This is a genomic window from Mycobacterium sp. 1465703.0, assembly GCF_001672975.1.
In the GTDB taxonomy this organism is placed as follows: Bacteria; Actinomycetota; Actinomycetes; order Mycobacteriales; family Mycobacteriaceae; genus Mycobacterium.
This window is the reverse complement of record NZ_LZKU01000169.1, coordinates 1-3810: the sequence shown is the minus strand read 5'-3', so window position 1 is coordinate 3810 and position 3810 is coordinate 1. Positions and strand designations below refer to the sequence as shown.

5 protein-coding genes are annotated in these 3810 nt (G+C 66.7%); 3 read left to right on the top strand and 2 right to left on the bottom strand.

Annotated features, from left to right (window positions below; all coding sequences use genetic code 11):
• Nucleotides 1-50 precede the first annotated feature (50 nt).
• Nucleotides 51-1883, bottom strand: a complete 1833-nt coding sequence (locus tag A5625_RS15200; RefSeq protein ID WP_066995174.1) for a hypothetical protein — start codon at nucleotides 1881-1883, stop codon at nucleotides 51-53.
• Between the two features lie 113 nt (nucleotides 1884-1996).
• A complete protein-coding gene (locus tag A5625_RS15195; protein WP_066995171.1) occupies nucleotides 1997-2188 on the bottom strand; it encodes a hypothetical protein in 192 nt (63 codons plus the stop codon).
• Between the two features lie 130 nt (nucleotides 2189-2318).
• Here A5625_RS15195 and bioB point away from each other — a divergent pair, with 130 nt between their 5' ends.
• The 3 genes from bioB to A5625_RS15180 form a co-directional block, all read left to right on the top strand.
• Complete coding sequence (bioB, locus tag A5625_RS15190) at nucleotides 2319-3356, top strand: biotin synthase BioB (protein ID WP_066995169.1); 1038 nt, start codon at nucleotides 2319-2321, stop codon at nucleotides 3354-3356.
• 32 nt (nucleotides 3357-3388) lie between these two features.
• Nucleotides 3389-3616: a hypothetical protein gene (locus tag A5625_RS15185; RefSeq protein WP_066995166.1), complete on the top strand. Its 228-nt coding sequence runs from the start codon at nucleotides 3389-3391 to the stop codon at nucleotides 3614-3616.
• A partial coding sequence (locus A5625_RS15180) for a DUF2567 domain-containing protein (protein WP_156748250.1) occupies nucleotides 3613-3810 on the top strand: 198 nt, incomplete at its 3' end. The genes A5625_RS15185 and A5625_RS15180, both read left to right, overlap by 4 nt.

Below are 3810 nucleotides of genomic sequence, written 5' to 3'. Positions count from 1 at the left end.
ACCAGCGCCGCCGCCCACGCCGCTGTGAGGGTGCTTCGCAATGCCATGGGTTACGCCGCCCGGGGGATCGGTCGCTTGTCCTCCACGGGTTCCGGCTCGGCGATGGAGTTGTTGAGCCGGCCCGCTCCCCAGGTCAAGCCGGCGATCACCATCAGCGTCAGGAACAGCACCACGATCCCGCCGGCGGTGAACAACCAGGTAGGCGCGCCTTGGTCGCGTTCGCGCTGCAGGATGGTGACTTCCAGGACGAACGGCCGCGTGCTGGATGCCAGCGCGGGGACCTCGGGGGCCGGAATGGCGGCATCGGCCGGTTCCCAGATCGGCACGGCCGTCATCGTGCGGCCGTCCTGGACCCGCAGCAGAGTTTTCCAATCTCCCCACACCGGTACCGGCTGGGTGGACCGGTAGTGGCCCGGGCCGAGCTTTTCGAGTCGGTCGATGACCAGGCCGCGGTCGTTATTCATCCGCCCCTGCCAGGACAGGATGGTCAGCCAGTCCGGATGGTCGCTGACCATGTCGGGCGGCGCGAGTTGGACGTCGGCCGACACCATGCGCTGCCCCGGTGCACTGGGCAGATCGGTCAACGTGACGGTGGCGTGGTTCTGGCCTGGCACCAGGATGTGCAACCCGTTGGCCACCGCGCCGCCGATCACCAGCACCGTCAACGCCACCGCCGAGATGGCGATCCGTCGGCCCGGGAGGCGTTGGCCGGTGAGCACCATTCCGAACATGGCGCCGCACACGCCCATCAGGACTGCGACCGGCACCGCCATGGCCAGCGCCTCGACCCACATGGTGATCGGCCAGGGGTAGTGGTACACCGCGCCGATCCACAGCGACTCCAGCCACAGTCCGATGGTGCCCACGCCCAGGCCGGCGACGGCGCCAAACACGATGGGGCGCTTGAAAAGCGGAGTCAGCGCGATCAACTCGACCACCAGCGCGGGGCCGAGGTACAGCGGGAACCAGTTGATCGGGGCGCCGAGTATCGGGCCGACCAGCAAGGCGACCCCGCCACGCAGCGCAATCGCGAAAATCGCGGAGATCAGGGCCGCCCCTCGCCCCATGGTGGTGCGGGCGGCGACCGCCGCCAGGGCCGCTGCGGCGGCGATCAGCATGGGCTGCAGCACCAGGCGGAATTGCGGCACACCGAAGTCAAACTCGATCTGGTAGACCGACAGGCCGATGTACAAGCCTCCGAAAGACAAATAGCGCAAGAAGGTGATGAAGGCGCCGTGGTAGACCTCTTCGCCTTCATAGGCTTCGCCTTCGCGCTCCAGCATCAGCACCGCGAACAGTGAAAAGCAGGCGCCGCCGATCATCATCAAATGCGTTGGGCCCCAGAGTGTTACGTCCTGGCCGAAGATGCGGTGCCAGATGTCGTCGAGCGGGAAGCCGATCATCGCGTACAGGCCGCAGCCGGCCATCAGCACCCCGCCGACCGGGGCGTGCCAGTTTTGGGTGATACGCACCGCCGCCGGGCCGGGCTTGTCGAACGGCAGCACGACCGCCGTCATTCCGCCCAGGAAGATCCCGAACAATCCGATGATGATGAAGTAGTGCGCCGGGTTGGCCAACGGGCCCGGGTCGCGCCCATTGCCGATATGCCAGCTGACATCCCAGATGAACCCGAACAGCGCACAGATGATCGATGTGGTGAACACCAGCACCGGCAGGGCAACCCAGCCGGGCCGGTGGAATTTAGTCCCGACCCTGTCCGCCGCGCGGCTCAACCATTCGATGCGATGGGTGCGGTGCGCATAACCCACCCACAGCAACAGCAGAGTGATCACTACCGCGGCGATCGAGAGCCCGATCACCTGATTGAGTCCGGCACCGCGTGCCGGTGCCTCAGCAACAATCGTCAGTTCATTCGACCGCATCGTCGTGCCTCCCAACCGCGCCGGGCTGCCCCGGAGGATCCGATTCCGTCAACCGCTTATTACTGTCAGGTAGGTTCAGTGATTGTCTGTTTAATGCCCCGATTCAGACCTCGTCAATCACGTTCTTTACCGGGCGTGTCGCGATGCGAAGCGTCCTTCGTGGCACCCGTGGCGTTCCGGCCCTCCCGGCGGTCACGCAGCGCGATGTACAGGATCACCCCGACGACGATCACCGCAGGCAAAAACGCCGGCGCCGCCAGCAGCAGGTAGTGGTGCGCCAAGATTTCGACGTGCGGAGTCACCATGGTCGTATACCCATAGCTAGGTCGTCTCCTTCGGCCGTTACCCTTCTTTGAACACCTTTTCATTCAGCTGCCACCATGTGGCAGATGTGTTCCCACGCGCGGACACGAAAAAGAGGCAGGGGAGTACCTGGTGACTCAAGCGGCAACTCGACCGACGGCCGAAACCGGCAACGACGAGGACATCTTGGCGGTGGCCCGGCAACAGGTGCTGGAGGGCGGCCAGGGCTTGCGCCAGGAGCAGGTGTTGCGGGTACTACAGCTGTCCGACGACCGGCTCGACGAACTGCTGGCGCTCGCCCATGAGGTGCGGATGCGCTGGTGTGGCCCCGAGGTCGAGGTCGAGGGCATCATCAGCCTGAAGACCGGCGGCTGCCCGGAGGACTGTCACTTCTGCTCGCAGTCCGGGCTGTTCGCGTCGCCGGTGCGCAGCGCCCGGCTGGACATTCCCAGCCTGGTCGAGGCGGCCAAACAAACCGCCAAGTCCGGCGCCACCGAATTCTGCATCGTCGCCGCCGTGCGCGGCCCCGACGAGCGGCTGCTGGCCCAGGTCGCGGCGGGCATCGAAGCCATCCGTAACGAGGTCGAGATCAACATCGCCTGCTCGCTGGGGATGCTGACGGGCGAGCAGGTCGAGCAGCTGTCCGAGATGGGTGTGCACCGCTACAACCACAACCTCGAGACCGCCCGCTCGTACTTCACCAACGTCGTGACCACCCACACCTGGGAAGAGCGGTGGGAGACGTTGTCGATGGTCCGCGACGCGGGCATGGAGGTGTGCTGCGGTGGCATCCTCGGCATGGGAGAGACGCTCGAGCAGCGCGCGGAATTCGCCGCCGAACTGGCCGAACTCCGCCCCGACGAGGTACCGCTGAACTTCCTCAACCCGCGACCGGGCACCCCGTTCGGTGACCTGGAGGTGATGCCGGCGAGCGAGGCGCTCAAGTCGGTGGCCGCCTTCCGGCTGGCGCTGCCGCGCACCATGCTGCGGTTCGCCGGCGGCCGCGAGATCACCCTGGGCGATCTAGGCGCCAAGCAGGGCATCCTGGGCGGCATCAACGCCGTCATCGTCGGCAACTACCTGACCACGCTGGGTCGTCCCGCCGAATCCGACCTGGAGTTGCTCGACGACCTGCAGATGCCCCTCAAGGGGCTCAACGCCAGTTTGTAGGCCGGGCTGGCCGCGGCTAGGGATGGGGACTTGTGGTTGGCGATCTGGGCGCTGCGGTCACTGCCGGTGTCTACAACGTCTACACCGGGGAGCTAGGGGGCACCTCAGTGCCGACAGCGGCACAGTTGGGGCTTGAGCCGCCCCGGTTCTGTGCGGCATGCGGGCGCCGGATGGTGGTGCAGGTTCGCCCCGACGGCTGGCGGGCCCGCTGCTCGCGGCACGGGGAAGTCGATTCCGCCGACCTGGAGATGCAACGGTGACCGAGCAACCCAACACCGGTGCACCCGCCGCCGTTTCCCGCCGTACCCGGGTGCGCGCGCTGCTGATCGTCGCCGTCGGCTCGGCCGCAACCGGGCTGGCGATCGGCGGGGTGTGGGCGTGGATCGCCCCGCCCATTCGCGCCGTGGTGGCACTCACCCGCTCGGGCGAGCGGGTTCATGACTACCTGGGCAAC

What these genes read in the sequence shown, in the direction of transcription:
- A5625_RS15200 (WP_066995174.1), bottom strand. Translation starts at nt 1,883, where the DNA reads ATGCGGTCGAATGAACTGACGATTGTTGCTGAGGCACCGGCACGCGGT.
- A5625_RS15195 (WP_066995171.1), bottom strand. Translation starts at nt 2,188, where the DNA reads ATGGTGACTCCGCACGTCGAAATCTTGGCGCACCACTACCTGCTGCTG.